Here is a 16,312-nt window from a genome sequence, read left to right as displayed (position 1 = left end):
TCGAGAAATGGCAATCCTGCTCAACCGCAGCACGCGCGTCATCGTGCAAGGGTTCACCGGCAAGATCGGCAGCTTCCATGCCGATGACATGAAGCGCTACGGCACCAAGCTGGTCGGCGGCGTCACCCCCGGCAAGGGCGGCCAGACGCATCTCGGCCTGCCTGTCTTCAACACCGTCAAAGGCGCGGTGCGCGAGACCCGCGCCGAGGCGAGCATCGTCTTCGTGCCGCCGCCCTTCGCCGCCGATTCGATCATGGAGGCGGCGGACGCCGAGATAAAACTCTGCGTCTGCATCACCGACGGCATCCCCTCGCAGGACATGATGCGGGTCAAGCGCTACATGCGCCGCTACCGCTTCGAGGACCGCATGCGGCTGGTCGGCCCCAACTGCGCCGGCGTCATCACCCCCGGACAGGCGCTGATGGGCATCATGCCGGGCAGCATCTATCTGCCCGGACGCGTCGGCATCGTCGGCCGCTCCGGCACGCTGGGTTACGAGGCGGCCTCGCAGATGAAGGCGCTCGGCATCGGCGTGTCGACCAGCGTCGGCATCGGCGGCGATCCCATCAACGGCTCGTCCTTCAAGGACATCCTGCAGCTCTTCGAGCGGGACGACGACACCGACGCCGTGGTGATGATCGGCGAGATCGGCGGCCCGCAGGAAGCCGAAGCCGCGATCTGGGCGCGCGACAATATGCGCAAGCCCCTGATCGCCTACATCGCCGGGCTTTCCGCACCGAAGGGAAGGCGCATGGGCCATGCCGGCGCGATCATCTCCGCCTTCGGCGAGTCGGCGCAGGAAAAGGTCGAGATCCTCAAGGAAGCCGGCGTCGTCATCGTGCCGACCCCCGCCTCCTTCGGCGAAGTGGTGGCCGATACGCTGGCGCGGACGAAGAAGGCGGCTTGATCGGTCCAGCCTGATGGCTTTGGATTGGTTGGGAATTCCAGGCGGTGGCGGTCTTCATGACCCGCCGCCGCTTTCGTTTGGCGAGCAAGACGCACGCAGCCGTGGCGACAGTCGCCTGCCGGCGCCGGATTCCATTGGCTTTTGGGGAGATTTTGGTGCGGTCGAGAAGACTCGAACTTCCACGGGTTGCCCCACAGCGACCTCAACGCTGCGCGTCTACCAATTCCGCCACGACCGCACGTGGTAGGAGCCGGAACCGTCCGGCTCGGGGCCTGTAGCAAATCGTTTCCGGCGAAACAAGTGCGCTGGGCGGAATATTCGCGAATGCGTATCACCGACAGGTGCGCAGAGGTTTTGGGCGGACGAGGTGTTGCCTCCACAAGCCTCCGCAGCCCGCCTTCACGTTGCCGGAACTGGACGTTTTGGCCGATTGCCGCCATATGGGAGGAGCATCGAGAAAGTTCCATGACAGAACGCAGCCAGATCGCCACGTCGTTCCTGCCCCTGCCCGGCTCGGCACCGGTCGAATGGGTGATCGAGCCAGGCCTTACCGCCTATCCGGATGCCCTTGCCTTCATGGAGGCTCGCGCCGAAGCGATCCGCAGCGGCGCGGCAGGCGAAATGGTCTGGCTGGTCGAGCATCCGCCGCTCTACACCGCCGGCACCAGCGCCCGCATCGAGGACCTGATCGACCCCGACCGCTTCCCGGTCTTTGCCGCGGGCCGTGGCGGCGAATACACCTATCACGGCCCCGGCCAGCGCGTGGCCTATGTCATGCTCGATCTGAAGCGCCGGCGCGAGGATGTGCGCGCCTTCGTCGCGGCGCTCGAGCAATGGATTATCTCCACGCTTGCCGCCTTCAATGTGCGCGGCGAGCGACGCGAGGACCGCGTCGGCGTCTGGGTGGTTCGGCCGGATCGTCCTGCCCTGCCGGACGGCACGTCGGTCGAGGACAAGATCGCGGCAATAGGCATCCGGCTGCGGCGCTGGGTGAGCTTCCACGGCATCGCCATCAATGTCGAGCCGGATCTCGGCCATTTCAGCGGCATCGTGCCCTGCGGCGTTTCGGACCACGGCGTGACCAGCCTTGTTGATCTCGGCCTGCCCGTCACCATGGCAGATCTTGATCTGGCGCTGAAATCGGCGTTTGAGGATGTGTTCGGGCCTGCCGCAGTTTCGGTCGCCGAGCCTGCTCGCAAGGCTGGCTGAACGTCGCTCCGCCTGGAGTGTGTTGAGATTCAGGTCAGGCCGAGCCGAAAACGGTGGGTTCCGAGAACCGGAGCGGAGCGTACTTAAGTACGTGAGCACCGGAAGCGCAGGAAGCTGCCGTTTGCAGGCCGGACTCATCTGAATATCAACATACTCTACATCAGCTGCGCGGATGCCCACAGCATCCCGTAGCCGTGGATGGCAAAGACGGCGAGCAGCGCGCCGGCCATGGCCAGCCGGTCGAAGGTCTTGATCGGCTTCAGCTCGTGTCGCGGCTTCACGCCGCTGCCCATGGTGATCAGGCTGAGGATCGCGAACACCGCGCCGGCGATCAGCAGGAAGCTCGGCGAAAAACCGGCCCGCCAGCCGAGCGCCAGAAGCGCCGAGAGCAGCAGGAAGGACGCCAGCGCGAGTGCTGCCGGACCCGGGCAGATCTGACGCAGCACCTGGCCGCCGTCGAATTTCCACACCGGCACCAGATTGGCGATGTTGAACAGGGATGCGCAGCCGGCGAGCGTTGCCAGGAGCATGGCGACAAGCCGATGTCCCTCGCCGTTGGCGAAGCCGCTCGCGGCGATCAGCACCGGCACCAGGAAAGCGGAGAAGCCTGCGCCCATAAGCGCCACGAAAGCGACCTCGAAGCGGCTGTCATAGGGCCTTCCACCGATGGCAATGCCGCCAAGCAGCGGAATGAAGATCATCCGTGCCCGGCGATGCCCCGTCAGCCGGAAGGCCGCCATATGGCCGAGCTCGTGCAGGGCGACCACCGAGGTCAGGATCGCGGCAAGGGCCAGGCCGCCGATATTGAGGCCGAAGAACGGCCACAGGATCAGGGCCGAAAGCACGGCAAAGCCGATCTGGCTCAGCGGATGCTCGAACCAGCCGCCCTTGCGATACGTGCCGGTAGCCGCCCAGACGTCCAGCTTGCTGAGCTCGCGGCGCATGGCGAAGAAACGGAAGACCAGGAACGCGACGCCGCGGTAGCGATCGGTTTGAGTAAGCGTGACCCGCGTCGCATCACCCTCGGGTACGAGTTCGGCGGTCTCGCGATAGTTTGCCCAGAACGACGGATCGAGCGCAGTGTCCTCGATAACCCGCATCGAAAAGCGGCTGCCTTCCCTCACATCCTCGAACCGCGCCTTGCGTTCGATCGGCCGGCCGTCGCGCCCTTCCCAGGACAGCTTGATCAGCGCCGTCCCCTCGCCGTCCAGCGGCTCGGCGGAAAGGATCTCGCCGGACCATCCGGCGTCGCCGCCGAACGGCCACAGCGCCTGCCAGAGGCGATCGCGGTCGGCCTTGATCACGCGGCTGACCGTCACCGTGCACAGTCCGAGCGGCACGGTCATCAAAAGAAAGATCAATCCGAGATTGCCGGCCACGAGGGTGACCGTGACGATGACCGACACCAAATTCGCTCCTATCCTGAGGGAGCAACCTAGCGTCGGCGCGGCCAAGAAAGACTTAACAAGGAGTGGGCTCTTGCCCATCACCGGGCGGGCCCTTGCCTATCCCAGGGCGGGCTCTTGCCCGCCCGAACAACGGTCGGGCATTTGCCCGTCCCGGCAGCGGCTAGGCCGCCCGATCACATGGCGCCGATCCAGATCGCCATGGAAACGAGGAAGGTGCTCATGCAAACCAGCGAGACGACATCCTGAACCAGATCAGACATAACTCTCTCCGTTGTTAGTATGTTCGTAGTTTGTTCTGATTTTGTTCGAATGTCAACGGCCGCCACACACCGCGCCGAACGAATCCGGGCCGTCCATTTCTGCAGGGTTAAGGAAAGGTTAGCGCACGATTGGGGGTATTTGCGCAGAGCCAGGCCGAGCCGAGATTCGGATCGGACTGAGTCGAGGATGGCGGGTTCCGAGAACCGGCCCACGCCGGCGGTAGCCTTCATAGAGCGGAGACACTTATGAGGGCTTCGGACGGCGAAGGCCGGAAGCTGCCATCCGCAGGCCAGCCTCATCCGAATATCGGTTTGGCCTAAAGCGGCACGACCTTACCCTCGGCCAGCGTCACGCGCCGATCCATGCGCGAGGCCAGCTCGTGGTTGTGGGTGGCGATCAGCGCCGCGAGGCCCGACTGCCTGACCAGCGCTTCCAGCGCATCGAACACATAGGAGGCGGTGACCGGATCGAGATTGCCGGTCGGCTCGTCGGCCAGCAGCACCAGCGGCGCATTGGCGACCGCGCGGGCAATGGCGACGCGTTGCTGCTCGCCGCCTGAAAGCTCGGCCGGCCGGTGCTGCGCACGCTTGCCGATCTGCATGTAGTCGAGAAGCTGGGCTGCCCGCTCCGAAGCGTCCTTGGAGGAAAGCCCCTTGATCAGCTGCGGCATCATGATGTTCTCGAGCGCCGAGAACTCCGGCAGCAAATGATGGAACTGGTAGACGAAGCCGACATCGTTGCGGCGGATCGCGGTGCGCTCCTCGTCCGACAGCCGGCCGCAGGCACGGCCGGCGAGGATCACGTCGCCCGCATCGGGCCGCTCCAGCAGCCCCGCCGTATGCAGCAGTGTGGACTTGCCAGTGCCCGACGGCGCCACCAGCGCCACCATCTCGCCGCGCCGCAGCGAAAAGTCGGCGCCGTTCAGGATGGTGAGCTTGCGCGGTCCCTGGACGTAGTGCCGCTCGACGCCCTTCAACTCGATAATGGCCTCGGCCATCATTCGTACCTCAAGGCTTCGACCGGATCGAGCCGGGCGGCCCGCCAGGCCGGAAACACCGTCGCGAGGAACGACAGGGCCAGCGCCATGATGACGACGTAGGTCGTCTCGCGCGGATCCATCTTCGCCGGCAGCTGGCTGAGGAAATACAGCTCGGGGTTGAACAGGATCCTGCCGGTCATCCAGGAGAAGAACTGGCGGATCGATTCGATGTTGAGGCAGATGACGACGCCGAGCAGCACGCCGGCGATGGTCCCGGTGACGCCGATCGCCGCCCCGGTCATCAGGAAGATGCGCAAGATCGCGCCGCGCGAGGCGCCCATCGTGCGCAGGATGGCGATGTCGTGGCCTTTGTCCTTCACCAGCATGATGAGGCCGGAAATGATGTTGAGCGCCGCCACCAGCACGATCAGCGTCAGAATCATGAACATGACGTTGCGCTCGACCTGCAGCGCGGAGAAGAAGGTCTCGTTGCGCTGGCGCCAGTCGACGAGATCGACCGGCCGCTGCGCCGCCTGCTCGACCAGCGGCTTCAGCGCGTCGACATTGTCGGGATTGTCGACATAGATCTCGATGGTCTGCGCGCGGCCGTCCATGTTGAAATAGAGCTGCGCTTCGGAGAACGGCATATAGACGATCGAGCTGTCATATTCCGACATGCCGACCTCGAAGATCGCCGCCACCTTGTAGCCTTTCATGCGCGGCGTGGTGCCGAGCGGCGTCACGTCGCCGTCCGGCGAGATCAGCGTGATGGTGTCGCCGAGCACCAGTCCGAGGCTTTCCGCCATACGCTTGCCGATCGCCACGCCGTCGCCGGTGTCGAAGCCGTCGAGCGTGCCCTGCTTGATGTTGCTGGCGACGATCGAAATCTTGCCGAGATCCTCGCCGCGGATGCCGCGCACCAGCGCGCCTGTGCCGCCGCCGACATTGCCTTGCGCCAGCACCTGGCCGTCGATCAGCGGAATAGCGTATTTGACGCCCGCGACACCGTTGATGCGGCTCGCCACCTGGGCGTAGTCCTCCAGCGGCGAATCGAGCGGCTGCACGATGAGGTGGCCGTTGACGCCGAGGATGCGGGTGAGCAGCTCGGCGCGAAAACCGTTCATTACGGCCATGACGACGATCAGCGTCGCGACGCCGAGCATGATGCCGAGGAAGGAGATCGAAGCGATGACCGAGATCACCGTCTCCTTGCGGCGCGAGCGCAGATAGCGCCAGGCCACCATGCGCTCGAAGCCGGAGAAAGCGCCCGCCGCTGACCTGGCCGCTGCCGCCGGCTCGCTCATGCGGCGACACCCAGGCGTTTCTTGGCTTCCGCGATCGGCAGTGTCTCGCGCTCGCCCGACTTGCGGTTCTTGATCTCGACCTCGCCGGCGGCCACGCCGCGCGGTCCGACGATCACCTGCCACGGCAGGCCGATCAGATCCGCGGTGGCGAACTTGCCGCCGGGCCGCTGGTCGGTGTCGTCATAGAGCACGTCCTTGCCGGCCGAAGTGAGCGCCGCATAGAGCTCGTCGCAGACGCGGTCGCATTCGCCGTCGCCGACCTTCATGTTGATCAGGCCGATATCGAAGGGCGCCACCGCTTCCGGCCAGATGATGCCGTTCTCGTCATGACTGGCCTCGATGATCGCCGCGACCAGCCGCGACGGACCGATGCCGTAGGAGCCGCCCGAGGCGTAATGGTCCTTGCCGTCGGGTCCGGTCACCTTGGCGCCCATGGGCTTGGAGTATTTCTCGCCGAAGTGGAAGATGTGGCCGACCTCGATGCCGCGCGCCGAGACCTGCTCGCTTGGCGGAACGTTCGCCCAGGCCGCCTCGTCATGCATCTCGTCGGTGGCGGCATAAGGCGTCGTCCACTTCTTCACGATGTCGCCGATCTCGGCATTGTTGGAGAAGTTGGTGCCGGCGCCCGGCACGTCGAGCGACAGATAGGCGCGGTCGCAGAACACCTGGCTCTCGCCGGTGTCGGCCAGGATGATGAACTCATGGCTGAGATCGCCGCCGATCGGGCCGGTGTCGGCGCGCATCGGAATGGCCTGCAGGCCCATGCGTGTGAACGTCCTGAGATAGGAGACGAACATGCGGTTGTAGGCGGCCCTGGCGCCCTCGAAATCGAGGTCGAAGGAGTAAGCATCCTTCATCAGGAATTCCCTGCTGCGCATGACGCCGAAGCGCGGGCGCACCTCATCGCGGAACTTCCACTGGATGTGGTAGAGGTTGAGCGGCAGATCCTTGTAGGACTTCACATAGGCGCGGAAAATCTCGGTGACCATCTCTTCATTGGTCGGCCCGTAGAGCATGTCGCGGTCCTGGCGGTCCTTGATGCGCAGCATCTCCTTGCCATAGTCGTTGTAACGTCCGCTTTCTCGCCACAGATCCGCCGACTGGATGGTCGGCATCAGGATTTCCAGCGCGCCGGCGCGGTTCTGTTCCTCGCGGATGATCCGGCAGACCTTGTCCAGCACACGCTTGCCCAGCGGCAGCCACGAAAAGCTGCCCTGCCCCTGCTGCCGGATCATGCCGGCGCGCAGCATCAGCCGGTGCGAGACGATTTCGGCCTCGCGGGGATTTTCTTTGAGAATGGGCAGGAAATAGCGCGACAAACGCATGGACTGGTCCGTGAGTGAAAATGGCGGCGCGGGAATCGGCGCAACCGAGGCTGCTTGCCCGGGCTTCATAGCCATTTCATGGCCGAATGGAAACCCGAGTGCCCCAAAGTATCGGGGCCTTCTGCACCTTACCAAAAAGGCGATTTTGGCTGCAAAGTGCCGCAAATGGCTTTTTGATCGATTCACAAGCAAGCCCTGCCGCACTATTGTGCAGTGCAGCACGATATTGCCTGTTTCGAGGCAAAATTCTTCGTGACATTTTCACCTGCCTTGGTCTAGTGTGCGCCGATAACCGAGAGGGCGGAGAAAAATCTGCTCTCCTACGCGGTCAAAGTCTTGGGAGGATGCGATCTAGGCGCGGTAACTCGCTGCCGCCGGACACCGGAAACAGATCGGACGCGTTTAAATTGCAAGGCCTTGTGCCTTGCATTTTTTTTGTGCAATCATCTGCTTAACACAACCATCTGCCAAACAGCATCAGGCGTGATTAGCCGTTGAATCGGAAGCCGGCTTCCGATCTCAACCTTGGCGCGCGTGTGCTGCTCAATACTTGCGGAAACTGCGTTGTCGCCTTCAGTGACTGACGTCCGGCGTGAAGTCCGGCATGATCCGCATGACGTCGTCGAAGCTATACCCCAGGTCCATCGTCAAGCCGTAGAGAATACCCATCACGACCACCGTCACGATCGTCGCGCGGACGAAGGCGCGCAGCATATGCGGGCCCCGCGGCGCGCTGGAAACGGTGCCAAGCGTGACATCCTGGTCGTCGTCCTGGGTGCGCAAGCTGAACGGAAGAACAACGAACAGCACCATCCACCAGATGACGAAGAACAGCGCGGCGAACAGTATCCAGTTCATATCTGCTCCAGTTCGACGAGCGTGCCGAAGAAATCCTTCGGATGCAGGAACAGCACCGGCTTGCCATGCGCGCCGATCTTCGGATTGCCGTCACCCAGCACGCGCGCGCCGCTTTGCTTCAAATGATCGCGAGCGGCCAGGATGTCGTCGACCTCGTAGCAGACGTGATGCATGCCGCCGGATGGATTCTTCTCGAGGAACGCGGCGATGGGTGAAGTCTCGCCCAGCGGCTCCAGCAACTCGATCTTGGTGTTGCCGACATCGACGAACACGACGCTCACGCCATGCTCCGGCAACGCCTGCGGCTCGCTCAACCGCGCGCCCAGCGTATCGCGATAGGCGGCCATTGCCGCGGCCAGATCCGGCACGGCAAGCGCGACATGGTTCAGGCGTCCAAGCATTGGCGGTTTCCCTAGGCAGTAGGCAGTAGGCAGTAGGCAGTAGGCAGTAGGCAGTAGGCAGTAGGCAGTAGAGAAGAAGCAAATTTGGCGAGCTAAAAAGCAATCGCTTTCCTATTGCCTACTGCCTACTCCTTCATCTCGTCACAAACACAGTCACCAGCGGCTTCTTGCCCCAGGCTTCGTTGGCGGCGCCGCGCACGGCACGGCGCACCGCTTCCTGCACTAGGTCGAGGTCTTTTCGGCGCTGGCGTGGAATGGAGTCCACCGCGCCGATTGCCGCATCGAGCATCAGGTCCTCCAGCGTCTCGCCGCTGGCATCGGCCTCGGCGACCCCGATCGCCACCAGGTCGGGGTCGCCGGCAAGCTCATATTTGTCGTCGAGCACGACATTGACGGCGACATGGCCGGCGAAGGAAAGCTTACGGCGGTCGCGTATGCCCATCGCCTGGTCGGTGCCGATCAGCGAGCCATCCTTGTAGAGCCGCCCGAACGGCACCTGGTCGATGATCGTCGCCGGGCCGGGCCAGAGTCTGAGCATGTCGCCGTCGCGCACTTGCGCCACCTGGCCGATGCCCGACATCGACATCAGCGAGCCCTGCGCCACCAGATGCGCCGCCTCGCCATGCACGGGAACGCCGATCTGCGGCCGGACCCATTCATACATCTTGCGCAACTCGCTGCGGCGCGGATGGCCGGAGACATGCACCAGCGCATCGCCGTCCTCGATGATCTTCATGCCGAGATCGATCAGCCGGTTCTTGATTTCGAGGATCGCCTTCTCGTTGCCGGGAATGGTGCGCGAGGAAAACACAACGGTATCGCCGGCCGTCAGCGCCACCGACTTCATCTCGTCGCGTGAAAGCTTGGCAAGCGCGGCCAGCGGCTCGCCCTGGCTGCCCGTGCAGATGATCACCAGGTTCTCGCGCGGGATATAGCCGTAGTCTTCCTCGGCGATGAACTCCGGCAGGCCATCCATGTAGCCGAGCTCGCCTGCCACATCGATGACGCGCTTCAGCGAGCGGCCAAGCACCAGGCACTGCCGGCCGGCATCGCGTGCCGCCCTGGCGATCGAGACGATGCGCCCGACATTGGAGGAGAAAGTGGTGACGGCAACGCGCCCCTTGGCTTTCTCGATGACGCCCTTGAGGCCTTCGCCGACCGCGACTTCCGAGGGCGACTCCCCTTCCCTCAACGCGTTGGTGGAATCGCAGATCAGCGCCAGCACGCCCCTGTCGCCATAGGCGCGGAAACGCGCCTCGTCGGTCTTCGGGCCGATCGTCGGCGCCGGGTCTATCTTCCAGTCGCCGGTGTGGATGACGGTGCCGGCGGGCGTGGTGATCGCCAGCGACATCGGTTCGGGGATCGAATGCGCCACCGGAATGGCCTCGATCTCGAACGGCCCGATGGTGAATGTCTCGCCGGCCCGGTAGATCGACGCCGGAATCTTCGGGGCATTCTGCTCGCCCTGCCGCTTGGCCTCGAGCAGGCCGGCCGTGAACGGCGTCATCCAGACCGGGACTTTAAGCTTCGGCCAGATATCGAGCAGCGCGCCGTAATGGTCCTCATGCGCATGCGTGATGACGATGCCGCGCAGGCCGTCGAGATTCTCCTCGATGAAGCGCGTATCGGGCAGGATGAGATCGACGCCGGGATGTGCCGAGTCCGGAAAGGTGACGCCGACATCGACGATGATCCATTCGCGCGCGTCGGCAGGCCCATAGCCGTAAAGGGCGAAGTTCATGCCGATCTCGCCAACGCCGCCGAGCGGCGCGAAGACGAGCTCGGCGTTTTCTCTATTCGCCATGAATTCTTTCCTTCCTGGCCGCCTTGGCCAAGCCGTTGGCGCAATTCCGGGAAAAGCGTGTCACGGTTTTCCGTCCGGAATTGCGCAAAAACAAAATTATACCCGGGCCGAGGCGACGGCGCCGAAATGCACGTCGCCGGCCGCGATCGTCAAAACCGATCCCTCATCGTCGCGGATCACGAAACGGCAGTCCTCGTCAATGGTCTCGAAGACCCCGCGCACCACATTGCCGTCAATTCTGACAGCAACCTCGCCGCCGAGGCCCGCTGCGCGGCCAAGCCAGCGCTTTCTGATGGCATCGAGCCCGCGCCCGTCATTCCACAGCCGGGCATTCTCGCTCCAGGCATCCGAAAGCGCCAGGAACAGGGTTTCGGCGTCGCACTGCGCACCCAATGCCTGCAGCGATGTCGCCGGATAAGGCAAATCTTCCGGGTAGGCCACGACATTGACGCCGATGCCGACCGCAACCGCGAAGCGGCCGCCTTCCAGCATCGTCGATTCCAGCAATATGCCGGCAAGCTTGGCACCCGAGGCCAGCACGTCGTTCGGCCATTTCAGCTCGAAGCGGTTGCGGCCCTGGCTCGCGCCGTCGACGGCGACGGCGATCCGGCCTTTCGGCACGACGGCGTCGAGCGCGTCGGCCAGCGCCAGCCCCGCGACGAAGCCGAGCGTCGCAGCAAGCCGCAGCTCGCCGCCCGGAACCAGGAGCAGCGTCGCCGCAAGATTGCCTTCGGGCGTGGCCCAGACACGGCCACGGCGTCCGCGGCCGCTTTCCTGCTTCTTCGAAACGACCCAGAGCTTGCCGGGATCGCCGGCGCGCGCGTGTTCCAGCGCCAGCGCGTTGGTCGAGCCGACGCTGTCATGCGCCTCGAGCCGGAACCCCTCCGACGCCGCGGTTGGAGCCAGTCGAAATGCCATACCGTCAGAAGAAGGTCTTGGCGGCGGCTTCGGCATAATTGCCGATCGGCCCGCCGATCAGCACATAGAACAGCACGAAGGCGCCGCTGACGCCGAGCACCAGGCGCAGCTCGCTGGCCATCGGCACAAAGCCGCCGACCGGCTCGTCGAACCACATGATCTTGATGATGCGCAGATAGTAGTAGGCGCCCACCACCGAGGCCAGCACGCCGATGATCGCCAGCGCGTAGAGATGCGCGTTGATGGCGGCCAGGAACACGTACCACTTCCCCCAGAAACCCGCGAGCGGCGGAATGCCGGCCAGCGAGAACATCAGGATGGTGAGGATGGTGGCCATGATCGGGTTGGTCGAGGACAGGCCGGCGAGATCGCTGATCTGCTCGACATTGCCCTCCTTGCGCCGCATGGCGAGGATGAAGGCGAAGGTGCCGAGCGTCATCACCAAATAGATCAGCATGTAGATGGCGACGCCGCGCACGCCGGCCTGGCTGTTGGCGGCAAGGCCGACCAGCGCATAGCCCATATGGCCGATCGAGGAATAGGCCATCAGGCGCTTGATGTTGGTCTGGCCGATGGCCGCGAAGGCGCCGAGCGCCATCGAGGCGATCGAGATGAAGACGACGATCTGCTGCCAGTCCGAAGCGATCGGCTTGAAGGCGCCCATGGTGACGCGCACGATCAGCGCCATCGCCGCCATTTTCGGCGCGGCGGCCAGGAAGGCGGTGATCGGCGTCGGCGCGCCTTCGTAGACGTCAGGCGTCCACATATGGAACGGCACGGCCGAGATCTTGAAGGCAAGGCCGGCGAGCACGAACACCAGGCCGAAGACGAGGCCAAGCTGGCGCTCGCCGCTGGAGAGCGCCGTCGCGATCTCCTGGAAGCCGGTGTTGCCGGTGTAGCCGTAGACGAGGCTGATGCCGTAGAGCAGCATGCCCGACGACAGCGCACCGAGCACGAAATACTTCAGGCCCGCCTCGGTCGAACGCAGATTGTCGCGGTTGATCGCCGCGAGCACATAGATCGCCAGCGACTGCAGCTCGAGCCCGAGATAGAGCCCAATCATGCCGTTGGCCGAGATCATCAGCATCATGCCGAGCGTGCAGAGCAGGATAAGAACCGGGAATTCGAACTTGTCGAAATGCTCCTGGCGCGCGAAGCGCATCGACATGACCAGCGTCACCGCCGAGCCGATCAGCGCCAGCATCTTCATGAAGGCGCTGAAGGAATCCTGCACGAAGGCGCCGCCATAGGCGGCGCCCCGTCCGCCGGAGAAGGCGAGCCACAGGCCGGCCACCGCCAGCACGATGACGGCCAGCCCGGTCACGGTCATGGTGTTGTTGGAGCGCGAATAGGCTCCGATCATCAGGAGCACCAGCGCGCCGACGGCCAGGATCAGTTCCGGCGTCGAGAGCGAAAGGCTGGAGAGAAGGTCCGGCGTCATGGTCTATTCCCCAGTCAGTTCGCCGCCGCAGTCTGCGCGGAATTGATGGATGCGGTGACGTTGGTGACGAGCGTCTTGACCGAAGCGGCCGTCGCGTCGAACACCGGCGCCGGGTAGACGCCGAAGAAGATCACCAGCACCACCAGCGGATAGACGATCGCCTTCTCGCGCGGCGACAGATCGAGCAGGTTCTTCAGGCTGTCCTTGGTCAGCGCGCCGAAGATCACCCGGCGATAGAGCCACAGCGCATAGGCCGCCGACAGGATGACGCCGGTGGCGGCGAAGAACGCCACCCAGGTGTTGACCTTGAACACGCCGAGCATGGTCAGGAATTCGCCGATGAAGCCGCTGGTGCCCGGCAGGCCGACATTGGCCATGGTGAAGATCATGAACACGGTCGCGTATTTCGGCATGTTGTTGACGAGGCCGCCATAGGCGTCGATCTCGCGCGTATGCATGCGGTCGTAGATGACGCCGACGCACAGGAACAGCGCGCCTGAGACGAGGCCGTGGCTGAGCATCTGGAAGATCGCGCCCTGCACGCCTTCCTGGTTCATCGCGAAGATGCCCATGGTGACGAAGCCCATGTGGGCTACCGACGAATAGGCGATCAGCTTCTTCATGTCCTCCTGCATCAGCGCCACCAGCGAGGTGTAGATGATGGCAACGACCGAGAGCGTGAACACCAGCGGCGCGAACATCGCCGATGCCTCCGGGAACATCGGCAGCGAGAAGCGCAGGAAGCCGTATCCTCCCATCTTCAGGAGGATGCCGGCCAGGATGACCGAACCGGCGGTCGGCGCCTCGACGTGGGCGTCGGGCAGCCAGGTGTGCACCGGCCACATCGGCATCTTCACCGCGAAGGAGGCGAAGAAGGCGAGCCACAGCCAGGTCTGCATGCCGGCCGGGAAATTATGCGTCAAAAGCGTCGGGATATCGGTGGTGCCCGACTGGAAGAACATCGCCATGATGGCGAGCAGCATCAGCACCGAGCCGGCGAGCGTATAGAGGAAGAACTTGAACGAGGCATAGACACGGCGCTTGCCGCCCCAGACGCCGATGATGATGAACATCGGGATCAGGCCGGCCTCGAAGAAGACGTAGAACAAGACGATGTCGAGCGCGCAGAACACGCCGATCATCAGCGTCTCGAGGATCAGGAAGGCGATCATATAGGCCTTGACCCGCTTCTCGATCGCTTCCCAGGAGGCCAGGATGCAGAACGGCATCAGGAAGGTGGTCAGGATGACGAACAGCATCGAAATGCCGTCGACGCCCATGTGGTAGGAGATGCCCGAATCCAGCCAGGCGTGCTTCTCGACGAACTGGAAGCCGGCCTGCGAATTGTCGAAGCCCGTCCAGATGAACAGCGAGATGACGAAGGTGAACGCCGTCGTGATGAAGGCGATGGCGCGGATGTTGCGGCGCGCGTTCTCATTGTCATCGTCGATGAACAGGATGAGCAGAACACCAACCAGCGGCAGGAAGGTGACCAGCGAGAGGATTGGCCAGTCGGTCATCAGAGCATCATCCAGGTGACGAGAGCGGCCACGCCGATCAGCATGGCGAAGGCGTAGTGATAGAGGTAGCCGGTCTGCAGCTTGACGACCCGGTTTGTGACGTCGACGACGCGCGCCGAGATGCCGTCCGGGCCGAGACCGTCGATGATCGTGCCGTCACCGGTCTTCCACAGGAAGCGGCCGAGGCGCTTGGCCGGCTGCACGAACAGGAAGTCGTAGAGCTCGTCGAAATACCACTTGTTGAGCAGGAAGGCGTAAAGGCCGCGATGGTTAGCCGCCAGTTCCTTCGGCGCCTCCGGCTTGCGGATATAGAACTGCCAGGCGACCAGCAGGCCGATCACCATGGCGACGAACGGCGCCAATTCCACCCACAACGGCAATTCGTGGATCTCGTGCAGGATGTGGTTGTCCGGCAGCGTGAACAACGACGCCTTCCAGAACTCGCCATAGCCTTCGCCGATGAAAGCGCCGTGGAAGATGATACCCGCGAACAGCGCGCCGGCGGCCAGCACATAGAGCGGCACCAGCATCACAGGCGGCGATTCATGGACATGGTGCATGACCTCGTGGCTGGCGCGCGGCTCGCCGTGGAAGGTCATGAAGATCAAGCGCCAGGAGTAGAAGCTGGTGAAGCAGGCGGCGACCACCAGCAGGATAAAGGCGAAGCCGGCGACCGCATTGTGGCTGGCGAAGGAGGTTTCGATGATGGCGTCCTTGGAGAAGAAGCCGGCGGTGCCGATCACCGTCGCCGGAATGCCGACGCCGGTCAGCGCCAGCGTGCCGATGACCATCATCCAGTAAGTCTTCGGGATCAGATTGCGAAGGCCGCCCATCTTGCGCATGTCCTGCTCATCGGAGACAGCGTGGATGACCGAGCCGGAGCCGAGGAACAGCAGCGCCTTGAAGAACGCGTGCGTGAACAGGTGGAAGATCGCCGCGCCATAAGCGCCGACGCCGAGCGCCACGAACATATAGCCGAGCTGCGAGCAGGTCGAATAGGCTATGACGCGCTTGATGTCGTTCTGGACCAGGCCGACCGTCGCCGCGAAGAAGGCGGTGAAGGCACCGATGAAGGTGACGACGGTCAGCGCCGTATGCGACAGCTCGAACAGCGGCGAGAGCCTTGCCAGCATGAACACGCCGGCGGTCACCATGGTCGCCGCGTGGATGAGCGCGGAGACCGGCGTCGGGCCTTCCATGGCGTCCGGCAGCCAGGTGTGCAGCGGCACCTGCGCCGACTTGCCCATGGCGCCCATGAAGAGCAACAGGCAGACCACGGTCAGCGCCGTCTGCTTGTCGAGCGCGTGGCCGAGGAAAGTGAGCACGGCAGCGCCCGCCGGCGCGCCTTCGGCCGGCAGGAAGGAGGCCGCGTTGGCGAAGATGGTGCCGAGATTGACCGAGCCGAACAGCACGAAGACGCCGAAGATGCCGAGCGCGAAGCCGAAGTCGCCGACGCGGTTGACGACGAAAGCCTTGATCGCCGCCGCATTGGCCGACGGCTTCTTGTACCAGAAGCCGATCAAGAGATAGGAGGCGAGACCGACGCCCTCCCAGCCGAAGAACATCTGGATGAGGTTGTCGGCCGTCACCAGCATCAGCATGGCGAAGGTGAACAGCGACAGATAGGCAAAGAAGCGCGGACGGTTCGGATCGTGGTGCATGTAGCCGATCGAATAGATGTGAACCAGCGCCGACACCGTGTTGACGACGACCAGCATCACCACCGTCAGCGTATCGATCCTGAGCGCCCAGGAAGCGTCGATGCCGCCCGACTGGATCCAGCGCAGCACCGGCACGGTGAACACCTCGCCATGGCCGAAGCCGACGCTGAAGAAGGCGATCCACGACAGCACAGCCGCGATCACCAGGAAGCCGGAGGTGATGTATTCGGAAGCCTTGGCGCCGAGCGAATTGCCGAACAGGCCGACAATCAGGAAGCCAAGCAGCGGAAGGAAGACGATAGCCTGATACATGGT

13 protein-coding genes and 1 tRNA gene are annotated in these 16,312 nt (G+C 63.8%); 2 read left to right on the top strand and 12 right to left on the bottom strand.

What is annotated here, in order from left to right; translation table 11 throughout:
- Positions 1–7 precede the first annotated feature (7 nt).
- Entirely contained in the window at positions 8–907 is a 900-nt protein-coding gene (sucD, locus tag FJ417_RS20575; protein ID WP_140784724.1) for a succinate--CoA ligase subunit alpha, read from the top strand.
- Positions 908–1,060: 153 nt separating this feature from the next.
- On the opposite strand, the gene FJ417_RS20570 is transcribed toward sucD, so the two are convergent.
- Positions 1,061–1,145 (bottom strand) — tRNA-Leu (locus tag FJ417_RS20570).
- Between the two features lie 227 nt (positions 1,146–1,372).
- Here FJ417_RS20570 and lipB point away from each other — a divergent pair.
- Positions 1,373–2,116, top strand: coding sequence for a lipoyl(octanoyl) transferase LipB (gene lipB / locus FJ417_RS20565; protein ID WP_140784723.1), 744 nt, complete (start codon positions 1,373–1,375; stop codon positions 2,114–2,116).
- Between the two features lie 155 nt (positions 2,117–2,271).
- On the opposite strand, the gene FJ417_RS20560 is transcribed toward lipB, so the two are convergent.
- The 11 genes from FJ417_RS20560 to nuoL form a co-directional block, all read right to left on the bottom strand.
- The gene (locus FJ417_RS20560) at positions 2,272–3,522 is read right to left on the bottom strand and encodes an SRPBCC family protein (protein ID WP_140784722.1); all 1,251 of its coding nucleotides are present in this window, start codon (positions 3,520–3,522) and stop codon (positions 2,272–2,274) included.
- 580 nt (positions 3,523–4,102) lie between these two features.
- A complete protein-coding gene (locus tag FJ417_RS20555; protein WP_140646673.1) occupies positions 4,103–4,783 on the bottom strand; it encodes an ABC transporter ATP-binding protein in 681 nt (226 codons plus the stop codon).
- The gene (locus FJ417_RS20550; protein ID WP_140653614.1) at positions 4,783–6,069 is read right to left on the bottom strand and encodes a lipoprotein-releasing ABC transporter permease subunit; all 1,287 of its coding nucleotides are present in this window, start codon (positions 6,067–6,069) and stop codon (positions 4,783–4,785) included. Before FJ417_RS20550 ends, FJ417_RS20555 begins: the two co-directional genes overlap by 1 nt.
- Positions 6,066–7,394, bottom strand: a complete 1,329-nt coding sequence (proS, locus tag FJ417_RS20545; RefSeq protein ID WP_140784721.1) for a proline--tRNA ligase — start codon at positions 7,392–7,394, stop codon at positions 6,066–6,068. Before proS ends, FJ417_RS20550 begins: the two co-directional genes overlap by 4 nt.
- Positions 7,395–7,967: 573 nt before the next feature.
- Positions 7,968–8,252 (bottom strand): DUF1467 family protein, encoded by a 285-nt coding sequence (locus tag FJ417_RS20540; protein WP_140784720.1) that lies wholly within the window; start codon positions 8,250–8,252, stop codon positions 7,968–7,970.
- Entirely contained in the window at positions 8,249–8,653 is a 405-nt protein-coding gene (mce, locus tag FJ417_RS20535; RefSeq protein WP_140784719.1) for a methylmalonyl-CoA epimerase, read from the bottom strand. Before mce ends, FJ417_RS20540 begins: the two co-directional genes overlap by 4 nt.
- Positions 8,654–8,786: 133 nt before the next feature.
- Entirely contained in the window at positions 8,787–10,457 is a 1,671-nt protein-coding gene (locus FJ417_RS20530; protein ID WP_140784718.1) for a ribonuclease J, read from the bottom strand.
- 96 nt (positions 10,458–10,553) lie between these two features.
- Positions 10,554–11,375, bottom strand: a complete 822-nt coding sequence (locus FJ417_RS20525) for a biotin--[acetyl-CoA-carboxylase] ligase (RefSeq protein WP_140784717.1) — start codon at positions 11,373–11,375, stop codon at positions 10,554–10,556.
- A gap of 4 nt (positions 11,376–11,379) precedes the next feature.
- Positions 11,380–12,816 carry an NADH-quinone oxidoreductase subunit NuoN gene (gene nuoN, locus FJ417_RS20520; protein WP_140784716.1) on the bottom strand — a complete coding sequence of 479 codons (1,437 nt, stop codon included), beginning with the start codon at positions 12,814–12,816 and terminating at the stop codon, positions 11,380–11,382.
- A gap of 14 nt (positions 12,817–12,830) precedes the next feature.
- Positions 12,831–14,336: an NADH-quinone oxidoreductase subunit M gene (locus FJ417_RS20515; protein ID WP_140784715.1), complete on the bottom strand. Its 1,506-nt coding sequence runs from the start codon at positions 14,334–14,336 to the stop codon at positions 12,831–12,833.
- On the bottom strand, positions 14,336–16,309 hold the full coding sequence (gene nuoL / locus FJ417_RS20510) for an NADH-quinone oxidoreductase subunit L (protein WP_140784714.1): 1,974 nt from the start codon (positions 16,307–16,309) through the stop codon (positions 14,336–14,338). Before nuoL ends, FJ417_RS20515 begins: the two co-directional genes overlap by 1 nt.
- Positions 16,310–16,312: the final 3 nt, after the last annotated feature.

The sequence above is a fragment of the Mesorhizobium sp. B3-1-7 genome (assembly GCF_006439385.1).
Classification (GTDB): Bacteria; Pseudomonadota; Alphaproteobacteria; order Rhizobiales; family Rhizobiaceae; genus Mesorhizobium.
Note: the sequence above shows the minus strand (reverse complement) of the source record. Positions and strands in the feature narration are given on the sequence as shown.